General features: G+C 57.6%; 35 protein-coding genes and 2 pseudogenes. 36 read left to right on the top strand and 1 reads right to left on the bottom strand.

The genetic code is table 11. From position 1 onward, the window contains the following. The 12 genes and pseudogenes from fusA to rplP form a co-directional block, all read left to right on the top strand. A pseudogene (gene fusA / locus CBB63_RS01210) lies at positions 1–238 on the top strand (elongation factor G); the annotation flags it as partial. 104 nt (positions 239–342) lie between these two features. Then, positions 343–1,518, top strand: coding sequence for an elongation factor Tu (tuf, locus tag CBB63_RS01205; protein ID WP_286697835.1), 1,176 nt, complete (start codon positions 343–345; stop codon positions 1,516–1,518). A 319-nt stretch (positions 1,519–1,837) separates the two neighbouring features. Next, positions 1,838–2,155 carry a 30S ribosomal protein S10 gene (gene rpsJ, locus CBB63_RS01200; RefSeq protein WP_005849850.1) on the top strand — a complete coding sequence of 106 codons (318 nt, stop codon included), beginning with the start codon at positions 1,838–1,840 and terminating at the stop codon, positions 2,153–2,155. An 18-nt stretch (positions 2,156–2,173) separates the two neighbouring features. Then, positions 2,174–3,016: a 50S ribosomal protein L3 gene (rplC, locus tag CBB63_RS01195; RefSeq protein WP_286697834.1), complete on the top strand. Its 843-nt coding sequence runs from the start codon at positions 2,174–2,176 to the stop codon at positions 3,014–3,016. Then, positions 3,013–3,630: a 50S ribosomal protein L4 gene (gene rplD, locus CBB63_RS01190; protein ID WP_286697833.1), complete on the top strand. Its 618-nt coding sequence runs from the start codon at positions 3,013–3,015 to the stop codon at positions 3,628–3,630. Before rplC ends, rplD begins: the two co-directional genes overlap by 4 nt. Beyond that, positions 3,627–3,923, top strand: a complete 297-nt coding sequence (locus CBB63_RS01185) for a 50S ribosomal protein L23 (protein ID WP_286697832.1) — start codon at positions 3,627–3,629, stop codon at positions 3,921–3,923. The genes rplD and CBB63_RS01185 overlap by 4 nt, the downstream gene beginning before the upstream one ends. A gap of 80 nt (positions 3,924–4,003) precedes the next feature. Further along, complete coding sequence (locus tag CBB63_RS01180; protein ID WP_353744239.1) at positions 4,004–5,002, top strand: DUF1206 domain-containing protein; 999 nt, start codon at positions 4,004–4,006, stop codon at positions 5,000–5,002. Positions 5,003–5,284: 282 nt separating this feature from the next. Beyond that, entirely contained in the window at positions 5,285–6,127 is an 843-nt protein-coding gene (rplB, locus tag CBB63_RS01175) for a 50S ribosomal protein L2 (RefSeq protein WP_005849835.1), read from the top strand. 3 nt (positions 6,128–6,130) lie between these two features. Continuing rightward, on the top strand, positions 6,131–6,409 hold the full coding sequence (rpsS, locus tag CBB63_RS01170; RefSeq protein WP_005849833.1) for a 30S ribosomal protein S19: 279 nt from the start codon (positions 6,131–6,133) through the stop codon (positions 6,407–6,409). 3 nt (positions 6,410–6,412) lie between these two features. Next, positions 6,413–6,793 carry a 50S ribosomal protein L22 gene (rplV, locus tag CBB63_RS01165; RefSeq protein WP_005849831.1) on the top strand — a complete coding sequence of 127 codons (381 nt, stop codon included), beginning with the start codon at positions 6,413–6,415 and terminating at the stop codon, positions 6,791–6,793. Further along, on the top strand, positions 6,793–7,500 hold the full coding sequence (gene rpsC / locus CBB63_RS01160) for a 30S ribosomal protein S3 (protein ID WP_286697831.1): 708 nt from the start codon (positions 6,793–6,795) through the stop codon (positions 7,498–7,500). Before rplV ends, rpsC begins: the two co-directional genes overlap by 1 nt. Before the next feature lie 13 nt (positions 7,501–7,513). Beyond that, a pseudogene (rplP, locus tag CBB63_RS01155) lies at positions 7,514–7,924 on the top strand (50S ribosomal protein L16); the annotation flags it as partial. Between the two features lie 988 nt (positions 7,925–8,912). Here rplP and CBB63_RS01140 read toward each other — a convergent pair. Further along, positions 8,913–9,533, bottom strand: a complete 621-nt coding sequence (locus CBB63_RS01140; RefSeq protein ID WP_286697828.1) for a TIGR02466 family protein — start codon at positions 9,531–9,533, stop codon at positions 8,913–8,915. Positions 9,534–9,694: 161 nt separating this feature from the next. Between CBB63_RS01140 and rpmC the strand changes: the two genes are divergently transcribed. The 24 genes from rpmC to CBB63_RS01020 all read left to right on the top strand — a co-directional run bounded on the left by rpmC (position 9,695) and on the right by CBB63_RS01020 (position 25,889). Continuing rightward, on the top strand, positions 9,695–9,901 hold the full coding sequence (gene rpmC / locus CBB63_RS01135) for a 50S ribosomal protein L29 (protein ID WP_005849818.1): 207 nt from the start codon (positions 9,695–9,697) through the stop codon (positions 9,899–9,901). A 15-nt stretch (positions 9,902–9,916) separates the two neighbouring features. Then, positions 9,917–10,156 (top strand): 30S ribosomal protein S17, encoded by a 240-nt coding sequence (gene rpsQ / locus CBB63_RS01130; protein ID WP_005849816.1) that lies wholly within the window; start codon positions 9,917–9,919, stop codon positions 10,154–10,156. A gap of 158 nt (positions 10,157–10,314) precedes the next feature. Beyond that, positions 10,315–10,683 (top strand): 50S ribosomal protein L14, encoded by a 369-nt coding sequence (gene rplN, locus CBB63_RS01125; protein ID WP_005849814.1) that lies wholly within the window; start codon positions 10,315–10,317, stop codon positions 10,681–10,683. After that, complete coding sequence (rplX, locus tag CBB63_RS01120) at positions 10,683–10,994, top strand: 50S ribosomal protein L24 (RefSeq protein WP_005849812.1); 312 nt, start codon at positions 10,683–10,685, stop codon at positions 10,992–10,994. The genes rplN and rplX overlap by 1 nt, the downstream gene beginning before the upstream one ends. Beyond that, complete coding sequence (gene rplE, locus CBB63_RS01115) at positions 10,987–11,550, top strand: 50S ribosomal protein L5 (protein WP_005849810.1); 564 nt, start codon at positions 10,987–10,989, stop codon at positions 11,548–11,550. The genes rplX and rplE overlap by 8 nt, the downstream gene beginning before the upstream one ends. Before the next feature lie 19 nt (positions 11,551–11,569). Continuing rightward, entirely contained in the window at positions 11,570–11,875 is a 306-nt protein-coding gene (gene rpsN / locus CBB63_RS01110) for a 30S ribosomal protein S14 (protein ID WP_005849808.1), read from the top strand. A gap of 12 nt (positions 11,876–11,887) precedes the next feature. Next, a complete protein-coding gene (gene rpsH / locus CBB63_RS01105) occupies positions 11,888–12,280 on the top strand; it encodes a 30S ribosomal protein S8 (protein ID WP_005849806.1) in 393 nt (130 codons plus the stop codon). A 10-nt stretch (positions 12,281–12,290) separates the two neighbouring features. Beyond that, the gene (gene rplF / locus CBB63_RS01100; protein WP_005849804.1) at positions 12,291–12,824 is read left to right on the top strand and encodes a 50S ribosomal protein L6; all 534 of its coding nucleotides are present in this window, start codon (positions 12,291–12,293) and stop codon (positions 12,822–12,824) included. A gap of 11 nt (positions 12,825–12,835) precedes the next feature. Beyond that, a complete protein-coding gene (rplR, locus tag CBB63_RS01095; RefSeq protein ID WP_005849801.1) occupies positions 12,836–13,195 on the top strand; it encodes a 50S ribosomal protein L18 in 360 nt (119 codons plus the stop codon). Positions 13,196–13,304: 109 nt separating this feature from the next. Continuing rightward, positions 13,305–13,886 carry a 30S ribosomal protein S5 gene (rpsE, locus tag CBB63_RS01090; protein WP_005849799.1) on the top strand — a complete coding sequence of 194 codons (582 nt, stop codon included), beginning with the start codon at positions 13,305–13,307 and terminating at the stop codon, positions 13,884–13,886. Between the two features lie 2 nt (positions 13,887–13,888). Continuing rightward, the gene (rpmD, locus tag CBB63_RS01085) at positions 13,889–14,077 is read left to right on the top strand and encodes a 50S ribosomal protein L30 (protein WP_286697827.1); all 189 of its coding nucleotides are present in this window, start codon (positions 13,889–13,891) and stop codon (positions 14,075–14,077) included. 240 nt (positions 14,078–14,317) lie between these two features. Continuing rightward, positions 14,318–14,800 carry a 50S ribosomal protein L15 gene (gene rplO / locus CBB63_RS01080; RefSeq protein ID WP_286697826.1) on the top strand — a complete coding sequence of 161 codons (483 nt, stop codon included), beginning with the start codon at positions 14,318–14,320 and terminating at the stop codon, positions 14,798–14,800. 120 nt (positions 14,801–14,920) lie between these two features. Then, on the top strand, positions 14,921–16,285 hold the full coding sequence (gene secY / locus CBB63_RS01075) for a preprotein translocase subunit SecY (protein ID WP_286697825.1): 1,365 nt from the start codon (positions 14,921–14,923) through the stop codon (positions 16,283–16,285). Continuing rightward, positions 16,282–16,929 carry an adenylate kinase gene (locus CBB63_RS01070; RefSeq protein ID WP_286697824.1) on the top strand — a complete coding sequence of 216 codons (648 nt, stop codon included), beginning with the start codon at positions 16,282–16,284 and terminating at the stop codon, positions 16,927–16,929. The genes secY and CBB63_RS01070 overlap by 4 nt, the downstream gene beginning before the upstream one ends. A 311-nt stretch (positions 16,930–17,240) precedes the next feature. Next, entirely contained in the window at positions 17,241–17,609 is a 369-nt protein-coding gene (rpsM, locus tag CBB63_RS01065) for a 30S ribosomal protein S13 (RefSeq protein WP_005849790.1), read from the top strand. Positions 17,610–17,624: 15 nt separating this feature from the next. Continuing rightward, positions 17,625–18,014, top strand: coding sequence for a 30S ribosomal protein S11 (rpsK, locus tag CBB63_RS01060; protein ID WP_005849789.1), 390 nt, complete (start codon positions 17,625–17,627; stop codon positions 18,012–18,014). 116 nt (positions 18,015–18,130) lie between these two features. Next, on the top strand, positions 18,131–19,147 hold the full coding sequence (locus CBB63_RS01055) for a DNA-directed RNA polymerase subunit alpha (protein ID WP_005849787.1): 1,017 nt from the start codon (positions 18,131–18,133) through the stop codon (positions 19,145–19,147). A gap of 131 nt (positions 19,148–19,278) precedes the next feature. After that, a complete protein-coding gene (gene rplQ / locus CBB63_RS01050) occupies positions 19,279–19,698 on the top strand; it encodes a 50S ribosomal protein L17 (protein WP_005849785.1) in 420 nt (139 codons plus the stop codon). Positions 19,699–19,836: 138 nt separating this feature from the next. Then, complete coding sequence (locus tag CBB63_RS01045) at positions 19,837–21,207, top strand: trypsin-like peptidase domain-containing protein (protein ID WP_286697823.1); 1,371 nt, start codon at positions 19,837–19,839, stop codon at positions 21,205–21,207. Between the two features lie 4 nt (positions 21,208–21,211). Continuing rightward, positions 21,212–22,519, top strand: coding sequence for a replication-associated recombination protein A (locus CBB63_RS01040; protein ID WP_286697822.1), 1,308 nt, complete (start codon positions 21,212–21,214; stop codon positions 22,517–22,519). Between the two features lie 31 nt (positions 22,520–22,550). Next, a complete protein-coding gene (crcB, locus tag CBB63_RS01035) occupies positions 22,551–22,931 on the top strand; it encodes a fluoride efflux transporter CrcB (protein WP_286697821.1) in 381 nt (126 codons plus the stop codon). Beyond that, complete coding sequence (locus CBB63_RS01030; protein ID WP_286697820.1) at positions 22,928–23,977, top strand: RluA family pseudouridine synthase; 1,050 nt, start codon at positions 22,928–22,930, stop codon at positions 23,975–23,977. The genes crcB and CBB63_RS01030 overlap by 4 nt, the downstream gene beginning before the upstream one ends. Continuing rightward, positions 23,974–24,687 carry an ATP12 family chaperone protein gene (locus tag CBB63_RS01025; RefSeq protein WP_286697819.1) on the top strand — a complete coding sequence of 238 codons (714 nt, stop codon included), beginning with the start codon at positions 23,974–23,976 and terminating at the stop codon, positions 24,685–24,687. The genes CBB63_RS01030 and CBB63_RS01025 overlap by 4 nt, the downstream gene beginning before the upstream one ends. A gap of 185 nt (positions 24,688–24,872) precedes the next feature. Then, positions 24,873–25,889, top strand: coding sequence for an amino acid ABC transporter substrate-binding protein (locus CBB63_RS01020; RefSeq protein ID WP_286697818.1), 1,017 nt, complete (start codon positions 24,873–24,875; stop codon positions 25,887–25,889). Positions 25,890–25,904 lie beyond the last annotated feature (15 nt).

Below are 25,904 nucleotides of genomic sequence, written 5' to 3'. Positions count from 1 at the left end.
AGACTACACAGGTGGTATCATCGGCGATCTGACATCGCGTCGCGGTCAGGTTCAGGGTCAGGATACACGCGGTAACGCCATTGCGATCGACGCACAGGTGCCGCTGGCCAACATGTTCGGCTACATCAACACGCTGCGTTCGATGTCGTCGGGTCGTGCGAACTTCACCATGCAGTTCTCGCACTACGAACCTGTTCCGCAGAACATCTCTGACGAGATCCAAGCGAAATTCGCGTAACTGGCGCGTTGCAATAACTGGGACGGCGGGGATAACCCCGCCCTACCCAAACCGTAGGGTGGGTGTTCAACCCACCGCCCAATTTGAAAACCAAGGAGGCCACCATGGCTAAGGCAAAGTTTGAACGTAATAAACCACACGTTAACATCGGTACCATTGGTCACGTTGACCACGGCAAAACCACGTTGACCGCGGCGATCACCAAGTACTTCGGCGACTTCCGCGCCTATGACCAGATTGACGGCGCGCCCGAAGAAAAAGCACGCGGCATCACCATCTCGACCGCACACGTTGAGTATGAGACCGAAGCACGTCACTACGCCCACGTCGACTGCCCCGGCCACGCTGACTATGTGAAAAACATGATCACCGGTGCGGCGCAGATGGACGGCGCGATCCTGGTTGTGAACGCTGCTGATGGCCCCATGCCACAAACCCGCGAGCACATCCTGCTGGGCCGTCAGGTCGGCATCCCCGCCATGGTTGTCTACATGAACAAAGTAGACCAGGTGGACGATGAAGAGCTGCTGGAACTGGTTGAAATGGAAATCCGCGAACTGCTGTCTTCCTACGACTACCCAGGCGACGACATCCCTGTGATCCCAGGTTCCGCTCTGGCGGCGATGGAAGGCCGTGACGAGAACATCGGCGAGAATTCCATCCGCAAGCTGATGGAAGAAGTCGACAACTACATCCCGACACCAGAGCGCGCTGTTGACCAGCCGTTCCTGATGCCTGTGGAAGACGTCTTCTCGATCTCCGGTCGTGGTACAGTTGTGACCGGCCGTGTTGAGCGTGGCGTGATCAACGTTGGCGACGAAATCGAAATCGTTGGCATCCGCGACACCAAGAAAACCACATGTACCGGCGTTGAAATGTTCCGCAAACTGCTGGACCGTGGGGAAGCTGGCGACAACATCGGTGCCCTGCTGCGCGGCGTTGACCGTGAAGGCGTTGAGCGTGGTCAGGTTCTGTGTAAGCCAGGTTCGGTTAAGCCGCACACCAAGTTCACCGCCGAAGCCTATATCCTCACCAAAGAAGAGGGTGGCCGTCACACGCCGTTCTTCGCGAACTACCGTCCACAGTTCTACTTCCGGACCACAGACGTCACCGGTACCGTTCAGCTGCCAGAAGGCACTGAAATGGTTATGCCTGGCGACAACCTGCAGTTCGACGTGGAACTGATCGCCCCCATCGCGATGGAAGACGGTCTGCGCTTCGCGATCCGCGAAGGCGGTCGTACCGTTGGCGCGGGCGTGGTTTCCAAAATCACCGAGTAAGCCAACCCGCGGGTCACCCCGCGCACCGGCANNAANNCGAAGGCCGCTCCCACNCGGGGCGGCCTTTTTCGTTGTGTGGGGGCGGGCGGTGCTGGCTGTGACACTACCGCTTTGACCGCTGATTGCGGTCGCACTGGGCGGATTTGAGCGAAACCTCGGATTCCCCCCTTGCCACATGGCGCGACTCGACCTATAGAGCGCAAGTCTCAGCGGGGTGCGTTTTTACGCGCCCCGTTTGATTTACGACAAAACGCAATGAAGGGCCGTGATGAGGCGTCTCTTCCTCTTCGTTTCTACTCCCAATGAGGGATGATGACATATGGCACAAAGCCAAAATATCCGCATCCGTTTGAAGGCGTTCGATTACCGCGTGCTGGATGCGTCCACACAGGAAATCGTTAACACCGCCAAGCGTACCGGTGCATCTGTTCGCGGCCCAATCCCGCTGCCGAACAAGATCGAAAAATTCACAGTTCTGCGTGGCCCACACGTTGACAAGAAATCCCGTGACCAGTTCGAAATCCGCACGCACAAGCGTCTGCTGGATATCGTTGATCCGACCCCCCAGACTGTGGACGCGCTGATGAAGCTCGACCTGGCCGCTGGTGTGGACGTCGAGATCAAGCTGCAGTCATAAGCGTAGGAGGGTAATAATATGTTGCGCTCAGGCGTTATTGCAAAAAAGATGGGCATGACCCGTTTGTTCATGGAAGACGGCAAGCAGATCCCTGTGACCGTTCTTCAGCTCGACAAACTGCAGGTTGTNGCTCAGCGTACCCCCGAGAAGGACGGCTACACAGCTGTTCAGCTTGGNGCAGGTACAGCCAAGGCCAAGCGGACGTCGCAGGCCATGCGTGGTCACTTTGCTGCGGCAAAGGTTGAACCCAAGCGTAAGGTTGCGGAGTTCCGTGTGGACCCCGAAGCCATGTTGAATGTTGGCGAAGAAATCATCGCCGATCACTACTTTGCTGGTCAGTATGTTGACGTTGCAGGCACCTCCATCGGTAAAGGTTTTGCCGGTGCGATGAAGCGCCACAACTTTGGCGGTCTGCGTGCGACACACGGTGTNTCGATCTCTCACCGTTCGCANGGTTCGACAGGTCAGTGTCAGGATCCAGGCAAGGTTTTCAAAGGCAAGAAAATGGCCGGTCACATGGGTGCTGCCCGTGTTACCACGCAGAACCTCGAAGTTGTCAAAACNGACAGCGCACGCGGTCTGATCATGGTCAAAGGCGCCGTACCAGGCTCCAAAGGTGGTTGGGTGACTGTTAAGGACGCGGTGAAAAAGCCGTTCCCAGCAGACGCGATCCTGCCTGCCGCTTTGAAATCCGCCGCTGACGAAGCCGCGAAAGCCGCTGAAGAAGCCGCCGCAGCAGCCGCTGCAGAGGCCGANGCAGAAGCAGCACGCTTGGCAGAAGAGCAAGCAGCGACCGAAGCTGCCGCACTTGCCGAAGCCGAAGCATCCATTGAGTCGGACAAGAAGGAAGGTGACGAATGAAACTTGATGTCATCAAACTCGACGGCGGCGCAGCCGGTTCGGTAGACTTGGACGAGGCCCTGTTCGGTCTTGAGCCACGCGCCGACATTCTGCACCGTGTTGTCCGCTGGCAGCGTAACAACGCGCAGCAGGGTACGCACAAGGTCAAGACACGGTCCGAGGTCAGCTATTCGACCAAGAAGATCTATCGCCAGAAAGGCACCGGCGGCGCACGCCACGGCGCNCGTTCTGCACCGATCTTCCGTTCGGGTGGTATCTACAAGGGTCCAACCCCTCGTAGCCACGGCCACGANCTGACCAAGAAGTTCCGCAAACTGGGTCTGCGCCACGCTTTGTCTTCCAAGGCAAAAACCGGCAACCTGGTCATCATCGACGATGCCACATCCGATGGGAAAACAGCTGCTTTGGCCAAACAGGTTAAGAACCTGGGCTGGAANCGCGCGTTGATCATCGACGGTGCCTCGGTAAATGAGAACTTCTTGCAAGCCGCGCGCAACATCGAAGGTCTGGATATCCTGCCGACGATGGGTGCAAACGTCTATGACATCCTCAAGCGTGACACTCTCGTGATCACCAAAGCGGGGATCGAAGCACTGGAGGCCCGTTTGAAATGAGCGCCAAGCACGAACATTACGATGTGATCCGCAAGCCGATCATCACTGAAAAAGCGACAATGGCTTCCGAGCACAATGCAGTCGTTTTCGAAGTTGCGATCGACAGCAACAAGCCAATGATCAAAGAAGCTGTTGAAGCTCTCTTTGGTGTCAAGGTGAAGGCCGTNAANACGACCATCACCAAAGGCAAGGCAAAGCGTTTCCGNGGCCAGATGGGTCGCCGGAAAGACGTGAAAAAGGCTTACGTTACGCTCGAAGAAGGTAACTCCATCGACGTATCCACCGGTCTGTAAGTCAGCCTGGACGTAAAAGTTAAAGGGCCCCTCGCTGCAAGGCGGGGGGCCTTTTCCGTTTTCAGGGCGGTGGTGCCTGNATGATNCCCGNTGCGCATNTCGCGCGGGAANTTGCCGACCTACGGTGCGTTGACCTTGCACATCACGTCAAAGGAATGGCCCCGCTAATGGGGGCCGGCTTTGCCCGAAGGGATAGCGCCACTATGTCGATCAACTCCGTCCAGTCCACCCGATCCCAGATCCTGTCCGACGTCGATCCAGACGACTTCGCCTGGGCCGTACCGATCATGCGGACGGGGTATGCTGGGCGCGGCTTGGTTTACCTTGTCGTGGCCGGGCTGTCACTCTGGTCCGTTGTATCTGGTGGTCAGGCCGAGGGCACCAAATCGACGCTCCAGTCATTAGACGGCGCGACGGGGTTTGCAGTGATCTTCGCGATCGCCACAGGCATGTTCGCCTATGCGATCTGGCGCGCGGTTGATAGCTTTTGGGACCTCGAGGCATATGGCAGCGGGGCCAAGGGGATCGTTGCGCGNTTCGGGATGNTGNTCACNGGCCTGATNCACGGTGCCATCGGTGCACTGGCTGTGACGGTGCTGGGGGTGGCGTCCTCTGGCTCTAGCAGCAAGGAGCTGCTGAANCAGTTNNTGCANACNACAGCGGGCGTGTGGGTCGTGGGCGGGATCGGTCTGGCGACGATGGGCACGGGGTTCTACTATTTCTACAANGCAGCGTCNCAGTCGTANCGNGAGCATNTGGANGCNAACCACTTTACCCTGCATTGGAATNCGCTGTTGCGTATCGGNGTNGCTGCGCAGGGNGTCGTGGTGCTGATCATCGGTGGTTTGATCGCCTATGCCGCGATAAGNGCCAATGCGTCGAGTGCAGGCGGNATNGATGCGGCGTTTGANTGGTTGCANCAGCAGGCCTACGGACGGGTGCTGGTTGGGCTGCTCTGTNCNGGATTGCTGATGTTTTCGCTGTTCTGCTTTGTGAATGCGGTCTACCGTATNGTACCGAAGGCNGCCGACCCNTCNGTNGAAAGCGTCGCGCGCAAGGTCAAGGCNATGGCGTCNTGANGGGCACCGCGTAGGTCTACGTAGGTCTACGTTGGGTTTTCCNGACTATTCCCGAACGCTCCCTTGACCCTCGGCTGATCCTCCCCTAAACGACCCCATCGGCAGTGCCCCGGATTCGTCCGGGGCTGTGTCGTTTTGCGCATTGGTGAGTTCTAGCCACGCGCNANGTNGGGCAAAGGGGTTCTTTGTCTGGCATTTCAAATTGGGGACCTTCGGGGCCCTACAACCATCTCGGCNCCANCACNACGGGGCCGGGGACAAGCAAAACGGAAGACAGAGAACATGGCACTCAAGTCGTACAAACCGACGACGCCAGGCCAGCGTGGGCTGGTACTGATCGACCGTTCGGAGCTTTGGAAAGGCCGCCCGGTCAAATCCCTTACACAGGGTTTGACCAAATCTGGCGGTCGGAACAACACCGGACGGATCACAATGCGTCGCACAGGCGGTGGGGCAAAGCGCCTTTACCGTATCGTCGATTTCAAGCGCAACAAGCTGGACATGTCCGCGGTTGTCGCNCGNATCGAATATGACCCTAACCGGACCGCATTCATCGCACTGATCCAGTACGAAGACGGCGAACAGGCTTACATCCTGGCCCCACAGCGTATCGCTGTTGGCGACAAGGTGATTTCCTCGGCCAAGGCCGACATCAAGCCTGGGAACGCTATGCCATTTTCGGGCATGCCAATCGGTACAATCGTTCACAACATCGAAATGAAGCCAGGCAAAGGCGGCCAGATCGCACGCGCCGCCGGTACCTACGCACAGTTCGTAGGCCGTGATGGTGGATACGCTCAGATCCGTTTGTCCTCGGGCGAACTGCGTCTGGTGCGTCAGGAATGCATGGCCACCGTTGGTGCCGTGTCCAACCCTGACAACTCCAACCAGAACTACGGTAAAGCGGGCCGCATGCGTCACAAGGGTATCCGCCCTTCGGTACGTGGTGTTGTTATGAACCCGATCGACCACCCTCACGGTGGTGGTGAAGGCCGTACATCGGGTGGTCGTCACCCTGTTACGCCTTGGGGCAAGCCCACAAAGGGTGCAAAAACCCGCAACAAGAACAAAGCGTCCAGCAAGCTTATCCTNCGCTCGCGCCACGCCAAGAAGAAGGGGCGTTAATAGATGTCTCGTTCAGTATGGAAAGGTCCTTTTGTTGACTCTTATGTCCTCAAGAAGGCCGAAGCCTCCCGCGAAAGCGGTCGCAGCGAAGTGATCAAAATCTGGTCGCGCCGTTCCACGATCCTGCCACAGTTTGTTGGCCTGACGTTCGGNGTGTACAACGGTCACAAGCATATCCCAGTAAACGTCAGCGAAGAAATGATCGGTCAGAAGTTTGGTGAGTATTCGCCAACTCGCACCTATTATGGTCACGCAGCTGACAAAAAAGCGAAGCGGAAATAAGCCATGAGCAAGGATAAAAATCCCCGCCGCGTGGCTGACAACGAAGCCCGTGCAAAACTGCGCATGCTTCGCACAAGCCCGCAGAAACTGAACCTCGTCGCCGCGATGATCCGTGGCAAGAAGGTAGACAAGGCCCTGACGGACCTGACCTTCTCGAAAAAGCGGATCGCACAGGACGTGAAGAAATGCCTTCAGTCCGCCATCGCGAACGGCGAAAACAACCACAACCTTGACGTGGATGAACTGGTCGTTGCCGAAGCATATGTCGGCAAGAACCTGATCATGAAGCGTGGTCGTCCACGTGCGCGTGGCCGTTTCGGCAAGATCATCAAGCCGTTTTCGGAAATCACGATTGTCGTGCGTCAAGTTGAGGAGCAAGCCTGATGGGTAACAAAGTAAATCCGATCGGTATGCGTCTTCAGGTCAACCGCACCTGGGACAGCCGCTGGTACGCCGATACGAAGGACTATGGTGATCTTCTGCTCGAAGACCTCGCCATCCGTGACTTCATCAAGAAAGAATGTGCACAGGCCGGTATCGCCCGTGTGATCATCGAACGCCCACACAAGAAGTGCCGCGTCACGATNCACACAGCGCGCCCCGGTGTGATCATCGGCAAGAAAGGTGCAGACATNGAAGGTCTGCGTCAGAAAATCGCCAAGATCACCAAATCTGACCTGCACCTCAACATCGTTGAAGTGCGCAAGCCAGAGCTGGACGCAGCCCTTGTTGGTGAATCCATCGCACAGCAGCTGGAACGCCGGGTCTCTTTCCGTCGCGCCATGAAGCGTGCNGTACAGAACGCCATGCGTATGGGTGCNCTGGGTATCCGTGTGAACGTTGCTGGTCGTCTGGGTGGTGCAGAAATCGCGCGTACCGAATGGTACCGTGAAGGCCGCGTGCCGCTCCACACTCTGCGTGCCGACATCGATTACGCGCATGTTGAAGCGTCGACCGCTTACGGCATCATCGGGATCAAAACCTGGATCTTCAAAGGCGAGATCATGGAACATGACCCGGCTGCGCGTGACCGCAAGGCACAAGAAATGCAAGACGGCCCAGCACCACGCGGTGCCGGCGGTCGTCGCTAAGGGGGAATGAAAGATGCTACAACCAAAGCGTACTAAATTCCGCAAGCAGCACAAAGGCCGTATCAAAGGTGTGGCAAAGGGCGGGTCTGACCTGAACTTTGGTACCTACGGTCTGAAGGCTCTCGAGCCCGAGCGTGTAACTGCACGTCAGATCGAAGCTGCTCGTCGTGCCATGACGCGTCACATGAAGCGTCAAGGCCGTGTCTGGATCCGTATTTTCCCGGATGTNCCTGTCACCGCAAAGCCCATCGAAGTTCGTATGGGTAAAGGTAAAGGTTCCGTGGATCGTTGGGTCTGCAAGGTCAAGCCAGGCCGTGTTATGTTCGAAATCGACGGTGTCGCCGAGGACGTTGCACAAGAAGCTCTGCGTCTTGCCGCGATGAAGCTGCCTATCAAAACCCGCGTCGTTGTACGCGAAGATTGGTANGACCTTCGCTTCGACANNTGTCGGAGAATGAATAGAAAAGCCCCCGCTGAGACATCAGCGGGGGCTTTTGTTTTTGTCGGCCTCTGTAAGGGTTAGGTAAACAGCTTGGCGGGGCGGCGCGCCAGNTTTTGCCAGACCATCGCGATGACAATGGTCATGCCCACGTGCCCCACGAAGGATGACTGCGTGTAGGTGCCAAAACCCATCATGAAGCTACGCCCCATCAGCGGTGCCAAAATGCCTTGGGCGACAAACCACAAGATGACTCCGGCCAGGGCACCCGCGCCGANATAGCCGAGNTGTGTCATCCGCTTGGTCAGATAGACCACCGCTGCAAATCCTAACGCGCCAATCAGGAAGTGGACGGCGAAGGCCGCGCCGTAAGTCAGGTCNAGGCCNAAAAGCTTTTTGCTTAGCCCGATGACNAGGTTCGCGGGNTCTAGCTTGACGCCGAACAGGACGGGAGAGGCGAGCCATGCGTAGGCCTCGAATGTGAGTTCGCCGACCAGACCGGCAAGGGCAAGGGCAAGGGCGGGCAGGGGGNTTTGGTTTGGGGTATCCACGTGGGGCTTCCTTATGTGCGCATCGTTTACGGTAACGGGGTCGAGATGGCACCGGGACACATGCAATCCTAGTCACAAGCTGCTGAACCCGCGGTGACGTGATCCAGCCCGCGATTTTTGAAACATTAATGCATGATGAATAAGCGGCGGCAGGGTCTAGCCAGCGCAAGGCGTGGCGCATAGGCTCGGGCTAACCTGCCTATAGGAGCTGACATGAAACATGTGCCCAAGCCCACCACCGACGAAGACCTGATCAANGCNTTTCTNGAGAAGGGGGGNACGATCAAAAAGGGCAAGACCAAGCCGATGCCNGATGATCTGGGNCTTAGCAATAATCAGTGGGGCAATAAGCTGACCAAAGAGGAAAANGCCGCGATCAAAGANCAAGAGGCGGCGCGCAAGGCAACGCCGCCCAAACGTGGTTAACCCCAGGCGTAGTTGAACGAGACCGAGATGCGATCGTCTTCGGACATGTTCATCGGCACTTCGTGCCGCAGCCAGCTTTCCCAAAGCAGCACGTCACCGACGACGGGTTNTGCATAGACGAACTGGCGCAGCTCCCGCGGGGCGTCTTTCTTGCGACCGGGGGCAGCCATCATCATCGGCAGCCGCGGATCTTCGAGCTTAAGCGCGCTCGTGCCTTCGGGCATCGCCACATAGGTCGTGCCGGAGATCACCGAATGGGGATGGATATGCGCCGTATGGATACCGCCTTCGGGTAGGATGTTAATCCAGAGATCTTCCAGCTTGAGCTTGCGCCCGTCCAGATCAAACGCCAGTTCCTTTGCAAANGCNTTGACGTGTTTATCCAGCGCTTTCTTCACCGTCTTGAAGATCGGGAANCGCCACGGCAGATCGGTGAGCGACGCATAGCTGGTGTAGCCGGGGAAATCATGTTCCTCGCACCATTCCTGCCCGGCCTCGTCATCCTCGGCGATGGACAGGCACGCGGCCTCCAGCTCGGCCGGATCAACNGGTTGACCGTGCTCGGACAGGGCGGCGCGGTAAAGACGGGTGACGAAAAGGGATTCTATCTGTGACATAGGGCCGTTCTATATCAGCCCGTNCTGGGTGGCGATACGGTTTTATAGAAAGCTTGCTTGCCAAACAGGGGTAGGGCCTGTAGAGGAACCTTTCACATGAACTCCACCAGAATCATGGTCACCCATACGGGGCCTACTGGTGATGTCGAAAGGAAGAGGCGATGAACGCCAAAGAACTGCACGACAAGACGCCGGATCAACTCCGCGATGAGCTTGTTAACCTGAAAAAAGAATCCTTCAACCTGCGTTTCCAGCAAGCCACAGGCCAGCTGGAGAACTCCGCACGTTTGAAGACCGTTAAGCGTGACGTCGCACGTGTCAAAACCGTTCTGAACCAGAAAGCCGCTGCCGCGGCATCTGCTGAATAATAGGAGCCTGAGAGTATGCCCAAACGTATCCTGACAGGCACCGTGACAAGCGATGCCAACGCACAGACAGTAACCGTTTCCGTAGAGCGTCGCTTTACGCACCCGGTTCTGAAGAAAACCATCCGTAAGTCCAAAAAATACCGGGCGCACGATGAGAACAACACATTCAAAGTGGGCGACGCTGTTCGCATCATCGAATGTGCACCAAAGTCGAAAACCAAACGTTGGGAAGTGCTGCAAGCCGCTGAGGCTTAAGGTTACTGCTCGCTCGGGCCTGAGGTCCTTGTTTCCCTTGACTCTGAGGGCGGCAAGGCCCAAAGGCACGAGCGAGATGCCCATTTCGGGCGGACCAATATAATCGAAACCCTGGGGTTAGGGCACGCATCGCCCCCCAGAAGGTCGGGAGAAACCAAATGATCCAGATGCAGACCAACCTGGATGTTGCTGACAACAGCGGCGCGCGCCGTGTTCAGTGCATCAAGGTATTGGGTGGTTCCAAGCGTAAATACGCATCCGTCGGCGACATTATTGTCGTGTCGGTCAAGGAAGCCATCCCTCGCGGTCGTGTGAAAAAAGGTGACGTGCGTAAAGCCGTCGTCGTTCGCACTGCCAAGGAAGTTCGTCGTGAAGATGGCACAGCCATCCGTTTCGATCGTAACGCCGCCGTCATCCTGAACAACTCGAATGAACCTGTAGGTACACGTATCTTCGGGCCAGTTGTTCGTGAGCTGCGCGCCAAGAACTTCATGAAGATTATCTCGCTTGCGCCGGAGGTGCTGTAATGGCTGCTAAACTTCGCAAAGGTGACAAAGTCATCGTGCTTGCTGGCAAGGATAAGGGCAAGACGGGTTCCATCTCGTCCGTTGACCCTAAGGCCAACAAAGCAATCGTAGATGGTATCAACATGGCAATCCGCGCCACGCGTCAGTCCCAGACGTCGCAAGGCGGCCGTATTCCCAAAGCGATGCCCATCGACCTGAGCAACCTGGCGCTGGTTGATGCCAACGGCAAAGCAACCCGCGTTGGCTTTAAAATCGAAGGCGACAAGAAAGTGCGCTTTGCAAAAACCACGGGGGACGTGATCGATGCTTGATAACGCAACATACACACCCCGCCTGAAGGGCGAATACGCGGATAAAATTCGCGCTGCTCTGAAGGAAGAGTTTGGTTACAAGAACGAAATGCAGATCCCGCGTCTGGATAAAATCGTTCTGAACATCGGCTGTGGTGCAGAAGCTGTTCGTGACAGCAAGAAAGCCAAATCCGCACAGGAAGACCTGACAACAATCGCCGGCCAAAAAGCGCTGACAACTGTTGCCAAGAAATCCATCGCTGGTTTCCGCGTACGTGAAGACATGCCTTTGGGTGCGAAAGTGACCCTGCGTGGCGAGCGTATGTACGAATTCCTGGATCGTCTGATCACGATCGCAATGCCTCGTATCCGCGACTTCCGCGGTATCAACGGCAACAGCTTTGACGGCCGTGGCAACTACGCCATGGGCTTGAAAGAGCACATCGTGTTCCCCGAAATCGACTTTGATAAAGTTGATGAGACTTGGGGAATGGACATCGTGATCGCCACCACGGCGAAAACCGACGCTGAAGCGAAGGCACTGTTGAAAGCGTTCAACATGCCCTTCACATCGTAAGCGCGGGGAGGATTTAGATATGGCTAAGAAATCCATGATCGAGCGCGAAAAGAAGCGCGAAGCACTGGTCAAGAAGTACGCTGCCAAGCGCGCTGCCTTGAAAGAGATCGTAAGCGACGAATCCAAGCCGATGGAAGAGCGTTTCCGCGCCTCCCTGAAGCTGGCAAAACTGCCTCGCAACTCCAGCGCTGTGCGTCTGCACAACCGCTGCCAGCTGACAGGCCGTCCACACGCTTACTACCGTAAACTGAAAATTTCGCGGATCGCGCTGCGGGACCTTGGCTCTTCGGGCCAAATCCCCGGCATGGTCAAGTCGAGCTGGTAAGGAGCGCATCAGATGAACGATCCTATCGCAGATATGCTGACACGCATCCGTAACTCTTCGCTGCGCGGCAAATCCACCGTCATGACACCAGCTTCCAAGCTGCGTGCATGGGTTCTGGACGTGCTTGCAGACGAAGGCTACATCCGTGGCTACGAAGCAAAAACGGGCGCCGATGGCCACCCCGCGATTGAAATCAGCCTCAAGTACTACGAGGGCGAACCTGTTATTCGTGAGCTGAAGCGGGTTTCCAAGCCCGGTCGCCGCGTCTACATGGGCGTCAATGACATTCCTGTTGTCCGTCAGGGCCTTGGTGTGTCGATTGTCTCCACCCCCAAGGGTGTGATGTCGGATCAGAATGCACGCAGCCAGAATGTTGGCGGCGAAGTGCTCTGCACCGTATTCTAAGGAGAGCAAAATGTCTCGTATTGGTAAAAAACCGGTCGACCTGCCAAGCGGTGTTACAGCATCCGTGAGCGGCCAGACCATCGAAGTCAAAGGCCCCAAGGGAACACGTTCCTTCAAGGCAACTGACGACGTTACATTGGCTGTCGAAGACAACGTGGTCACCATCACACCACGCGGCAAATCCAAGCGCGCACGCCAGCAGTGGGGCATGAGCCGCACAATGGTAAGCAACCTGGTTGCCGGCGTCACCGAAGGCTTCAAAAAAGAGCTTGAGATCCAGGGTGTTGGTTATCGTGCTGCCATGAACGGCAACACGTTGAAACTGAACCTGGGCCTGTCCCACGATGTTGACTATGTGGCACCCGAAGGTGTGACAGTCACAGCCCCGAAACAGACCGAGATTGTGGTAGAAGGCATTGACGAACAGCTTGTTGGTCAGGTCGCTGCGAACATCCGCGCATGGCGCAAGCCCGAGCCCTACAAGGGCAAAGGCATCCGCTATAAGGGTGAGTTCGTCTTCCGCAAAGAAGGCAAGAAGAAGTAAGGATCGCACAGATGGCAAACAGCAAAAGACAACTGTTTCTGAAACGCCGCCTGCGCGTTCGGAACAAACTTCGCCGGGTCAACGCAGGGCGTCTTCGCCTCTCCGTTCACCGCTCGAACAAAAACATCAGCGCCCAGCTGATCGACGACGTAAACGGGGTCACATTGGCTTCCGCGTCCTCGATGGAAAAAGACTTGGGCGTTGTTGGCAAGAACAACATCGAAGCAGCGACCAAGGTTGGTTCGGCAATTGCCGAGCGTGCCAAGAAGGCCGGTGTAAGCGAAGCATATTTTGACCGTGGCGGTTTCCTGTTCCACGGCAAGATCAAAGCTTTGGCCGATGCAGCCCGTGAAGGCGGTCTGAAAATCTAAGCGAACGTAGGCGGCGCGGGTCTCGCGCCGCCTCGATGATCCGGGGGCTTTGCCCACTTGGATTGACTCTATGACGCGCGCAAGCGCAGCACCAAAAGGATGATGCCGCATGGCAAGAGATGACAACCGGGGTGGCAACCGCCGCAACCAACGCGACGAGACACCNGAATTCGCCGACCGCCTAGTGGCGATCAACCGCGTTTCCAAAACCGTTAAGGGTGGTAAGCGCTTTGGCTTCGCTGCACTTGTCGTTGTTGGCGACCAAAAGGGCCGTGTAGGCTTCGGCAAAGGTAAAGCGAAAGAGGTTCCAGAAGCCATTCGCAAAGCCACCGAGCAAGCTAAGCGCCAAATGATCCGCGTTCAGCTGCGCGAAGGCCGCACTTTGCACCACGACATGGAAGGCCGTCACGGCGCCGGTCGNGTTGTAATGCGCACAGCACCAGAAGGTACCGGGATCATCGCCGGTGGTCCAATGCGTGCCGTATTCGAAATGCTGGGTGTTAAGGACGTTGTATCGAAGTCCATCGGGACCCAGAACCCTTACAACATGATCCGNGCCACCATGGACGGCCTGAAAAAAGAATCTTCGCCACGTGCTGTTGCTCAGCGTCGCGGCAAGAAAGTTGCAGACATTCTGCCCAAGCGTGAGGACAATGTTGAATCGTCCGCACAAGTCGCTGAGGAGGCATAAGCATGGCTAAGACGATCGTAATCAAGCAGGTTGGCTCGCCAATCCGCCGCCCCGCCGACCAGCGCGCTACGTTGATTGGTCTGGGTCTGAACAAAATGCACCGTGTGCGTGAACTGGAAGACACNCCTTCCGTTCGCGGCATGATCCGCAAGATNTCTCACATGGTTGAGATCATCGAAGAAAAAGGCTGAACGCTTTCCTAGAAAGCTAGAGACTTTATATTGGTCTTGTTGCTCGNTATCGACGCCCCGTGGGAAACTACGGGGCGTTTTCATTTGTCTCGGGCACCTGGGAGTTGGGGCAGGGCTTGAAACCTTCAGGCCTCCCGTCTATACGCCCCCAGTGGCCACCAATCCGCCACAAGAATCATGCAACGCCGCGTTTGGCCGCTCCCGTCGCTGGGGGCCACATCCGGCAAAAGGAGAAGCGACATGAAACTTCATGAACTGTCTGACAACGAAGGCGCCACCAAGAAACGCAAGCGCGTAGGCCGTGGTCCTGGTTCCGGCACCGGTAAGATGGGTGGCCGTGGTATCAAAGGTCAGAAATCCCGTTCGGGTGTATCGATCAACGGNTACGAAGGCGGTCAAATGCCCTTGTACCAACGTCTTCCAAAGCGCGGCTTCACCAAGCCAAACCGGAAGTCNTANGCCGTTGTNAACCTGGGCCTGATCCAGAAATTCATCGACGCCAAAAAGATCGACGCCTCCGCTGCGATCACCGAGGACGCCCTGATTTCCTCCGGTCTGGTCCGTCGCAAGTTGGACGGTATCCGCGTTCTGGCCAAAGGCGATTTCAACGCCAAGGTTGANCTGCAGGTATCCGGTGCATCCAAATCCGCGGTTGAAGCCGTAGAAAAAGCGGGCGGCAAACTGACCGTCACAGCACCTGCCGCGGCAAACGCAGACGCGTAACCCGACCTTTTGCCTTGTGAGCGGGACGCGTCCCGCTTACATAGTCAATCGAGTTTTCCCAAATGCCGCCCGCCGGAAAACGGCTTGGGCGGCGTTTTTGCAAAGAAAGAGCNCTATATCATGGTATCAGCCGTCGAAAGCATGGCCGCCAACACCAGTTGGTCCGCGTTGGGCAAGGCGACAGACCTGCGCAACCGGATTCTATTCACTCTGGGGTTGTTGATCGTTTATCGCCTTGGCACGTTCATTCCGGTTCCCGGGATCGACGGCACCGCCCTGCGCCAGTTTATGGAAAGCGCGGGTCAAGGNATCGGCGGCATGGTTTCCATGTTCACCGGCGGCGCACTTGGCCGTATGGGGATCTTTGCCTTGGGTATCATGCCCTACATCTCTGCATCGATCATCGTTCAGCTGATGACCTCGATGGTGCCCGCGCTTGAGCAGCTCAAGAAAGAGGGCGAGCAGGGGCGCAAGAAAATCAACCAATACACCCGCTTTGGTACGGTGGCTCTGGCGACGCTGCAGGCCTATGGCTTGGCTGTCTCCCTTGAGGCTGGTGATATCGCCGCTGATCCGGGCATGTATTTCCGCATTGCTTGTATGATCACGCTGGTCGGCGGCACGATGTTCCTGATGTGGCTGGGTGAGCAGATCACCGCACGCGGCATCGGTAACGGTATCTCGCTGATCATCTTTGTNGGCATCATCGCCGAGGTTCCTGCCGCGATTGCGCAGTTCTTCTCTTCGGGTCGTTCTGGTGCGATCAGCCCCGCGATTATCGTTGGCGTGCTGGTTATGGTTATCGCGACGATCATGTTCGTCGTCTTTATGGAACGCGCCTTGCGCAAGATCCACATCCAGTACCCGCGCCGTCAGGTTGGGCAAAAGATGTACGATGGCGGTTCTTCGCACCTGCCGGTCAAGGTNAACCCCGCCGGTGTTATCCCTGCGATCTTTGCCAGCTCTTTGNTGCTGCTGCCGGTCACGATCAGCACGTTCTCGGGCAATTCTACCGGTCCGGTGATGTCGGTTCTGCTGGCCAACTTCGGCCCCGGNCAGCCGCTGTACCTGCTGTTCTTTGTCGCGATGATCGTCTTCTTTGCGTATTTCTACACGTTCAACGTCAGCTTCAAACCTGACGAGGTTGCNGACAANCTGAAGAANCAGAACGGTTTCGTCCCCGGCATCCGCCCCGGTAAGAAAACCGCCGAGTATCTGGAATATGTTGTGAACCGCATTNTNGTGCTCGGGTCGCTTTACCTCGCGGCTGTTTGTATTCTGCCCGAAATCCTGCGNGGCCANTTTGCGATCCCGTTCTACTTTGGCGGTACGTCGGTGCTGATTGTTGTGTCCGTGACCATGGACACGATCCAGCAGGTACAAAGCCATCTGCTTGCACATCAGTATGAAGGTCTGCTTGAACGTTCCCAGTTGCGCGGTAAGTCTGGCAAACCACGGAAAAAACGGAGCCCGGTACGTCGATGAACATTATTCTCTTAGGACCACCCGGAGCGGGTAAAGGTACACAAGCGCGTCATCTNGTTGAGACACGCAATATGGTACAGCTTTCCACCGGTGACATGCTGCGTGAAGCCAAAGACAGCGGGACAGAGATGGGCAACATGGTTGCCGATGTCATGGCGCGCGGTGATCTGGTGACCGACGAGATCGTGATCGGCCTGATCCGCGAAAAGNTGGAAGACACCACNGACCACGGCGGTTTCATCTTTGACGGTTTCCCNCGCACGCTGGCGCAGGCCACTGCGCTTGGTGAGCTNCNGGANGCGACAGGCAAGCCANTGGATCACGTGATCCAGTTGGGCGTGGATGACGAGGCGCTGGTTGCGCGTATCTCTGGTCGGTCGACCTGCGGCAACTGTGGCGAAGTCTATCACGACGTGACCAAGCCGCAGCCAGCCGACGGTAAGTGCGAGAAATGCGGCGCGTCTGACTTCAAGCGCCGCGCAGACGATAACGAGGAAAGCCTCCGCAATCGTTTGATGGAATACTACAAGAAGACCTCACCGCTGTTGGGCTATTACTACGCCCACAACATGCTCACGCGCGTTGACGGTCTGGCGGAGATTAAAGAGGTGCAGGACAGCATCGCCAAGGTTCTGGACGCTTAATCCAACCTTACGACCGACAGGCAACGGCGCGCATTTCGAAGCGCGCCGTTTTGCTATTGTATGGGGCAGGGTGGGGCGCTTTCGGTTTGTAAGACATATCCATACGGCGTACCGCCGCTATGGGTTGACGCGCCGGTCAATTCCTCATAACCAGCCGTATCTCGTAAGAGAATCGAATTGCAACGGGCACCGATCACGCCCTGCGCATGAACACCTGATCAGCTGGAGCCCGACGGCACATTCGCCTCGGGCTTCACGTTGTGAAAAAAGGGTCTGGCATGACGGACCCGCAACGAAAAGGAAGCACACACGTGGCACGTATTGCCGGCGTAAACATCCCGACTGCAAAGCGGGTTCCAATCGCCCTCACATATATCACCGGTATCGGTAACTCCTCCGCAGCTGCAATCTGCGAAGCTGTTGGCATCGATTCCACACGTCGTATCAACGAACTTTCGGATGCTGAAATCCTGAAAATCCGTGAGTATATCGACGAAAACTACACCGTCGAAGGTGACCTGCGTCGCGACACGCAGATGAACATCAAGCGTCTGATGGACCTTGGTTGCTACCGTGGCCTGCGCCACCGTCGTAACCTGCCGGTTCGTGGTCAGCGTACCCACACCAACGCTCGTACGCGCAAAGGCCCTGCAAAGGCCATTGCCGGTAAGAAGAAGTAAGGGAGGGTCTGATCAATGGCACGCGAAAAGACAAAGACGAAGCGTAAGGTTTCCAAGAACATCGCCGCAGGTGTGGCGCATGTTAACTCCAGCTTCAACAACACAAAGATCCTGATCTCTGACGTTCAGGGTAACGCAATTTCCTGGTCCTCCGCAGGCACCATGGGCTTTAAAGGGTCGCGCAAATCGACACCTTACGCGGCTCAGATGGCTGCTGAAGATGCAGGTAAAAAAGCCCAGGACCACGGCGTGAAAACGCTGGAAGTCGAAGTGCAAGGCCCCGGCTCCGGCCGTGAAAGCGCCCTGCGCGCGCTGGCAGCTGCCGGGTTCAACATCACATCGATCCGTGACGTGACCCCAATGGCGCACAACGGCTGCCGCCCTCCGAAACGCCGCCGCGTCTAAGAGTATAAGTTACAAAAGGGGCCGCGCCTTTGCGCACGGCCTCTTACTGCTTTGTTGAAACCTCGGGAGTTCTTCGTCATTTGGACATGGGGCGCAGAACAGGAATGGAGGGACGTATGATCCACAAAAATTGGGCTGAATTGATCAAGCCACAGCAGTTGGACGTCAAGCCGGGCAATGACCCTGCACGTCAGGCTACTGTCATCGCAGAGCCGCTCGAGCGTGGCTTTGGTTTGACAATGGGCAACGCGCTGCGCCGCGTTCTGATGTCGTCGCTGCAAGGTGCCGCCATCACATCTGTACAAATTGATAATGTTTTGCACGAATTTTCGAGCGTTGCGGGTGTTCGCGAAGATGTCACCGACATCGTTCTGAACCTCAAAGGCGTTTCCCTGCGCATGGAAGTCGAAGGGCCCAAGCGCCTATCGATCTCTGCCAAGGGGCCGGGTGTTGTCACTGCTGGTGACATCTCCGAAAGCGCTGGTATCGAAATTCTGAACCGCGATCACGTGATCTGCCACCTGGATGACAATGCTGACGTTTACATGGAACTGACGGTCAACACCGGCAAGGGCTATGTGGCCGCAGACAAGAACAAGCCAGAAGATGCGCCTATCGGTCTTATCCCGATCGACGCGATCTATTCGCCGGTCAAGAAAGTGTCCTATGACGTGCAGCCGACCCGCGAAGGTCAGGTGCTGGATTATGACAAGCTGACGATGAAGGTCGAAACAGACGGCTCCATCTCTCCTGACGATGCCGTGGCCTTTGCTGCGCGTATTCTGCAGGATCAGCTGGGCATCTTCGTCAACTTCGACGAGCCCGAATCCGCATCGCGTCAGGACGACGACGACGGTCTGGAATTCAACCCGCTGCTGCTGAAGAAAGTAGACGAGCTGGAACTGTCCGTCCGTTCGGCAAACTGCCTGAAGAACGACAACATCGTCTACATCGGCGATCTGATCCAGAAGACCGAGGCCGAAATGCTGCGCACGCCGAACTTTGGCCGCAAGTCCTTGAACGAGATCAAGGAAGTGCTGTCGGGCATGGGCCTGCACCTTGGTATGGACGTCGAGGACTGGCCACCAGACAACATCGAAGACCTCGCGAAAAAGTTCGAGGATTCGTTCTAAGAGATTTGTCGGGTGGGGTTTCCCCGCCCGACAATACGACCGGGCATCGGCCCCAAGGAGAGTTGGCGCTACGCACGCCAACCAGACAAAGCAAAACCGCCCGTAGAGGGCATTAAACTGGAGACTAGAAAATGCGTCACGCACGTGGTTACCGCCGCCTGAACCGTACACATGAGCACCGCAAGGCGTTGTTCTCGAACATGGCAGGCTCGCTCATCGAACATGAGCAAATCAAAACAACATTGCCAAAAGCCAAAGAATTGAAGCCAATCATCGAAAAGATGATCACATTGGCAAAGCGCGGCGACCTGCACGCGCGTCGTCAGGCTGCAAGCAAGCTGAAGCAAGACCAGTATGTCGCGAAACTGTTCGACATCCTGGGCCCTCGCTACAAAGACCGTCAGGGTGGCTATGTCCGCGTTCTGAAAGCGGGCTTCCGTTATGGCGACATGGCACCTATGGCCATTATCGAATTCGTAGATCGCGACCGCGACGCGAAGGGTGCAAACGACAAGGCGCGCGTCGCGGCCTATGAGGTTGCCGAAGACTAAAGCGACCTGCTTTTGTTAAGAATTCTGAAAGCCCCTGCCAACGCAGGGGCTTTTTGCTTTTATGCCTTCGGCGAGGATTTAAATCCATTTGGAACTCGGGTGTTGCGCAAGGGCCTATGGCTGCGCATATCTGGGGGCATGAGAATACTTCTGATCCTGCTGACCGTTCTGTCTTTCCCTGCCGCTGCGCAAACTGTGCCAAGCTCTGCCGCGCAGATCCAGTTGAGCTTTGCGCCGCTTGTGCGGGAGGCCGCGCCCGCCGTGGTGAACATCTACGCCCGCACCATCGTCGAACAAAGCCGCACGCCGCTGCAGGCTGATCCCTTCTTTGAACGTTTCTTCCGGCGGCCAGACGCCGGCCGCCCACGGGTTCAGAACTCGCTCGGGTCCGGCGTGATCCTGTCGGAGGACGGGATCGTCGTGTCGAATTATCATGTGGTCGGGATGTCGACGGACATTCGGATCGTCTTGTCGGACCGTCGCGAGTTTTCCGCCCGTGTGCTGCTGAGCGATGTAGAGAGCGATCTGGCTATCCTGAAAATCGATGACGTCGACGGGCTTATCCCTTTGTCGTTGCGCGATAGCGATACCGTCGAAGTCGGAGAGTTGACGCTGGCCATCGGCAACCCCTTTGGGGTCGGGCAAACGGTGAGCAGCGGGATCGTGTCAGGGCTTGCGCGGTCTGGCGGTATGAACGGTGGCGGGCAGGGATACTTCATCCAGACGGATGCACCGATCAACCCGGGCAACTCTGGCGGTGCGTTGATCGACGTAGAGGGGCGGTTGATCGGGATCAACACCTCGATCTTAACACGCTCTGGCGGGTCAAACGGGATCGGCTTTGCGATACCTGCCAATTTGATCGCGGCGTTCATGGCGCAGGCGCGCGACGGGGCCGTTGAATTTACCCGACCTTGGGCGGGGATGAGCGGGCAGCCGGTGGACGCGGATATGGCGGGCCCGCTGGGGCTGGACCGGCCTGGTGGCATCATCGTGTCTGGGATGCACCCTGCCAGCCCGTTTCTGAAGGCCGGTGTTGCAGTCGGCGATGTGATCACGGCGGTCGATGGGCAAGAGGTACATACACCCGCCGAGATGATTTACCGCATGAGCGTGGCCGGGATGGGCGCACAAGCGCGGATCACGCGGCTGCGCGATGGCGCGGTGGAAGAGGTTGAGGTCGCCCTGATCGCCGCACCGGAAGAGCCATCGCGTGCCGCGCTCACGCTGGATGACAGCAGCTTGCTACCGGGGTTGGCGTTGGCGCGGATCAATCCTGCTGTGATGGCTGAATTGAACCTCCCGCTTGAGGTCGCGGGTGTGGCGGTGATGGATACCGGCCCATATGGTGCGCGCGTGGGGCTGCGGCAGGGGGATGTGATCTTGGCCGTGAACGGGGCCGAGGTGCAAACACCGTCGGATGTCAGAGACCAGATGGCGGGCAGCCGTCAGGTGTCGATGGTGGTGCAGCGTGGCGTGCAGCGTCTGTCGCTGCAATTCCGGGTCTAGCGCGATGGCGGACCTATTTGGATCGGACGCACCGGCTGTGGAAAGCGGGCACCGCCCGTTGGCGGACCGGCTGCGCCCGCGAAGCTTGGGCGAGGTCATCGGCCAGTCACAGGTGTTGGGGCCGGATGCACCGCTGACGGTCATGCTGCAGTCGGGGTCGTTGGGGTCGCTGATTTTCTGGGGCCCGCCCGGCGTNGGCAAAACGACGATCGCGCGACTGCTGGCNGATGAGACGGACCTGCANTTCGTGCAGATCAGCGCGATTTTCAGCGGTGTGCCTGAGCTGCGCAAGGTCTTTGATGCGGCGAAAATCCGGCGACAGANCGGGCAGGGGACACTGCTGTTCGTCGACGAGATCCACCGCTTTAACAAGGCGCAGCAGGACGGCTTCCTGCCTCATATGGAGGATGGAACGATCCTGCTGGTCGGGGCCACGACCGAGAANCCATCGTTCGAGCTGAACGCCGCTGTGCTGAGCCGGTCGCAGGTTCTGGTGTTGGAGCGTTTACCGCTGTCTGATCTGGAACGGCTGGCCCAAAGGGCCGAAAAGGAACTGGGTCGTGGCTTNCCANTGGACGGGCCTGCGCGNGAAAACCTGCTTGAGATGGCCGATGGCGACGGGCGTGCGTTGCTCAACCTGATAGAGCAGGTCGCCGCTTGGAAGGTTGAGGGCAAGCTGGACGGCAAGGCGCTGTCGGCGCGGTTGATGCGGCGCGCGGCGCAATACGACAAAGGGGGGGACGCGCATTATAACCTCATCTCAGCGCTGCATAAATCCGTGCGCGGCTCTGACCCTGACGCGGCGCTGTACTGGTTGNCGCGGATGCTGGAGGGGGGCGAAGACCCGCGGTATCTGATGCGCCGGATCACGCGCATGGCGGTCGAGGATATCGGGCTTGCCGATCCGCAGGCGCAGTCTGTTTGCCTGCAATCGTGGGAGACCTACGAGCGGCTCGGCTCGCCCGAAGGGGAGCTGGCGATTGCGCAGGCGTTGACCTATCTCGCGCTGGCCCCNAAGTCGAACGCGGCCTACGTGGCCTATAAGGCTGCGCGGCGTGCGGCCAAGCAAACCGGGTCCTCTTTGCCGCCCAAGCACATCATGAACGCGCCCACCAAGATGATGAAAGAACAGGGCTACGGCGCGGGGTATGCNTATGACCATGATGCCGAAGACGGGTTTTCCGGCCAGAACTACTTTCCCGACGGGATGGAGCGACCGCAATTCTATCAACCTGTCGAACGNGGCTTTGAACGTGACCTGAAAAAACGTGTCGAGTATTTCGAAAAGCTGCGGGCAACGCGGAAAACTTGACATTCGGGGCGTGAACCGTGAGAGACCGCAGATGATTTCAACCCTGTCCCTTGTCGCTATGGGCGGCGCGATCGGTGCCTCCTTGCGGTATCTGTTTGGTGTCGCCGTGACGCGGCTGGTCGGNNTGTCGGATTTTCCGNTCGCGGTNCTGACGGTCAACATCATCGGGTCGTTCTTGATGGGCCTCTTTGTGGTGTGTGCCGCACAAAAAGGGCTGACGCAGATCAGCCCGTTTGTGATGACCGGNGTGCTTGGCGGCTTTACAACGTTCTCGTCCTTCTCGCTCGAGACGGTCACGNTGATGGAGCGCGGCCAGATCGGGGCGGCAGGGATATATGTGGCACTGTCCGTCGGGCTNTCGGTGCTAGGATTAATGCTGGGCCTTTTCGTGGCCAGAGGGGTATTTGCATGAGCCGGGTTCAACATCTGGTCGTAGAAGAAGGCGACGGGGATCAACGGTTGGACCGTTGGTTCAAACGGACCTTNCCGCTGATTGGCCAAGGGCTGATCGAAAAGATGTGCCGNAAAGGTGACATCCGTGTTGATGGGGGGCGGGTCAAAGCCTCTACTCGGCTTGAGGTCGGGCAGACCGTGCGTATCCCNCCGCTGCCTGATGAAAAGGCNCCGCCGCCGCCCAAGCGCACGCGGATATCAGAGGCGGATACCAAGTTTATCCGGTCCTGTGTGATCTATCGCGACGATCACATCATCGCGCTGAACAANCCGCCGGGGCTGCCGGTGCAGGGCGGGTCTGGTCAATCGGNCCGCCACGTCGACGCGCTTGCCGATGCTTTGATGTTCGAACTTGATGAAAAGCCGCGCCTTGTGCATCGGTTGGATAAAGACACCTCTGGCGTGCTGATCATGGCGCGGACACGGTCGATTGCCGCCGCGCTGACAGCGTCGTTCCGCCATCGCGAAACCCGCAAGATTTACTGGGCTGCGGTCGCGGGCGTCCCGCATCCGCGCAATGGGACGATCAAATTCGGCCTGGTCAAAGCCTTCGGTCACGGGGCCCGTGGTGAGGGCGAAAAGATGTACTGCGTCCACCCGAAAGACATGGAAACAACCGAAGGCGCCAAACGCGCGACCACCGATTATGCGACCCTCGCACAAGCCGGAAAGCGGACCTGCTGGATGACGCTGATCCCTGTGACGGGCCGGACGCACCAGCTGCGTGCGCATATGGCTGAAATCGGGCATCCCATTGTCGGAGATGGTAAATATGGCGGTTCAGGTCAGGAGAACATGGGCGACGGATGGGGTGCACAACTTGGGGGTGATATCTCTAAGAAGCTGCACCTGCATGCGCGATCCCTGACGCTGGAGCANCCTGTCACCAAGGCGCGGCTGAACCTCACGGCCCCGCTGCCGGACCATATGGCGCGCACCTGGGACACGTTCCAGTGGGCACCCTCCGACGTGCCTGCTGACCCGTTCGAGGAGGATTGGGGGTGAGCGATTGGAAAGCGAAACGTTTCTGGAAAGAGGCGGCCGTTGTCGAGGCGGAGGGTGGCTATACTGTCGAGCTTGACGGGCGCGGGATCAAGACGCCGGCCAAACGTGCGCTGGTGGTGCCAACCCGNGCNATGGCGCAGAAAATCGCCGCTGAGTGGCAGGCACAGGACGGGGTGATNAACCCCGACACCATGCCCGCNACNAANACCGCCAATGCCGCGATCGACAAGGTTGCGCTGCAACATGCCGAGGTTGCGGATATGTTGGCGGCCTACGGCGACTGTGATCTGCTGTGCTATCGCGCGGATAGCCCGGCTGAGCTGGTCGCGCGGCAGGCCGAACAATGGGACCCCATGCTGGAGTGGGCCCGCGANGCCTTGGGCGTGAGCTTGCAGNCCCGNGTGGGGATCATGCACGAACCCCAGTCACCTGCGGATGTCGCACGCCTGTCNGCGCGCACCCATGCGTTAAGCAACTTTCAACTCGCTGCCTTNCACGACCTTGTGAGCCTNTCNGGCTCGNTNATCNTGGGCTTTGCGGCGGCGCTTGACGCAANGGAAGCGGAATCGATTTGGGAAATTTCGCGTCTGGACGAGATTTGGCAGGCCGANCAGTGGGGCAATGATGACGAGGCAGACGCCTTGGCCGCAGTGAAAAAGACTAGTTTCTTACACGCTAAGTTGATGTTTGACCTGAGCGTGCCCGAATAGGTTTCACGGTGACCCCAATACATAGGATTGAGGGCATTTTTTAAGCACACTGACTTGACGTTCCGGCGTAAATTCGCCCAAACTCCCTTCCACTGACGGGGATAACCCCGCCAAAACATCTCCGGTCCGAAAAGGTGCCGGGTGAACCGCCCTAAAACGTGGCGGAAAATCAGGAAGAGGTTAAAATGAACAAATCCGTATTTTTTGGTGCGCTAACAGTAGCCGGCCTTGCGGCTGGCGCAGCTGCTGCGTCCACGCTTGACGATGTCAAAGCGCGCGGCAAGCTGAACTGCGGCGTTACCACCGGTCTGGCTGGCTTTGCGGCCCCCAACGCCAATGGTGAATGGGAAGGCTTTGACGTGGCGGTATGCCGCGCCGTTGCCGCTGCTGTACTGGGCGACCCCGCAGCTGTCGAATTCATCCCCACAACCGGCAAAACACGCTTCACCGCGCTGGCTTCGGGCGAGATCGATTTCCTNGCACGTAACACCACATGGACCTTCAGCCGCGATGTCGACCTCAAGTTCGACTTCATCGGCGTGAACTACTATGACGGTCAGGGCTTCATGGTTCCGAAAGANCTTGGCGTTTCCTCNGCCAAGGATCTGGATGGCGCGACTGTCTGCATCCAAACCGGCACCACGACCGAGCTGAACCTCGCGGACTTCTTCCGCAACAACAACATCAGCTACGAGCCCGTGCCTGTTGAAACAAACGCCGAAGGCCAACAGCAGTATCTGGCCGGTGCGTGCGACACCTATACTACCGACGCCTCCGGTCTGGCCGCGACACGTGCGACCTTTGAAAACCCAGGTGAGCACATCATCCTGCCCGAAATCATCTCCAAAGAGCCTCTGGGCCCGCTTGTTCGCCATGGCGACAACGACTGGGGCGATGTAACCCGCTGGGTTCTCTACGCTCTGATCGCAGCTGAAGAGCTGGGTGTCACATCGGCAAACGTCGAAGAGATGACAACAAACACCACAAACCCAGAAGTTGCCCGTCTGCTTGGCACCGAAGGTACTTTGGGTGAAATGCTGGGTCTGGAAGCTGACTGGGCGAAAAAAGCCATCGCGTCGCAAGGTAACTACGGCGAAATCTTTGCCAAGAACATCGGCGAAGAAACACCAATCGGTCTGGCCCGTGGCCTGAACGCTCAGTGGACAGACGGCGGCCTGATGTACGCGCCTCCTTTCCGCTAAACACANCCGTCGAGG

The organism is Sulfitobacter sp. TMED3 (genome assembly GCF_002167505.1).
Lineage (GTDB): Bacteria > Pseudomonadota > Alphaproteobacteria > Rhodobacterales > Rhodobacteraceae > Sulfitobacter > Sulfitobacter pontiacus.
This window is presented reverse-complemented; position numbering and strand designations above follow the sequence as displayed.